Annotated in this window: 1 protein-coding gene and 1 pseudogene; both read left to right on the plus strand. The window is 43.1% G+C overall.

The window, feature by feature from the left end:
- A pseudogene (locus R7093_RS26425) lies at window positions 1–98 on the plus strand (histidine/lysine/arginine/ornithine ABC transporter ATP-binding protein); the annotation flags it as partial.
- A gap of 83 nt (window positions 99–181) precedes the next feature.
- On the plus strand, window positions 182–610 hold a 429-nt coding region (locus R7093_RS26430; RefSeq protein ID WP_318147177.1), incomplete at its 3' end, for a transporter substrate-binding domain-containing protein.

Here is a 610-nt window from a genome sequence, read left to right on the forward strand (position 1 = left end):
TGCATCAAGGCTTAGTGGAAGAACAGGGAGATCCAGCTAAGCTATTTACTAACCCGGATTCGCAACGATTACAGCAGTTTATCTCATCTATCTACTAATATTCATTAGGCGGCAGAGTTTTGCCTCCTAAGTAAGCACAACGAACAAAACCAAATAAAATAGCAATCACAGGAGTATGGAAATGAAAAAGTGGTTATTGGCAGCAACTCTTGCTGCAACGGCAGTGTCTGGTGTTGCTCAAGCGAAAGAATGGAAAACAGTTCGCTTTGGCATTGAAGGCGCATACCCTCCATTTAGCTGGACAGAAACCGATGGCTCTCTAAAAGGCTTTGATGTTGATATGGCCAATGCGCTGTGTGAAGAAATGCAAGTGAAGTGTCAGATCGTTGCACAAGATTGGGATGGCATTATTCCTTCTCTATTGGCTCGTAAATACGATGCGATCATCGCGGCAATGTCGATTACCGAAGAACGTAAGAAGAAAGTGGATTTCACGGGCAAATACGCATTGATCCCAAATAAGTTCATCGCTAAGAAAGGTGCAAACCTAGATTTTGCTAATCTAGATGGCCAAAAAATCGCAGTTCAACGTGCGACCACTCACGATAAA

The organism is Vibrio sp. 1580 (genome assembly GCF_033340055.1).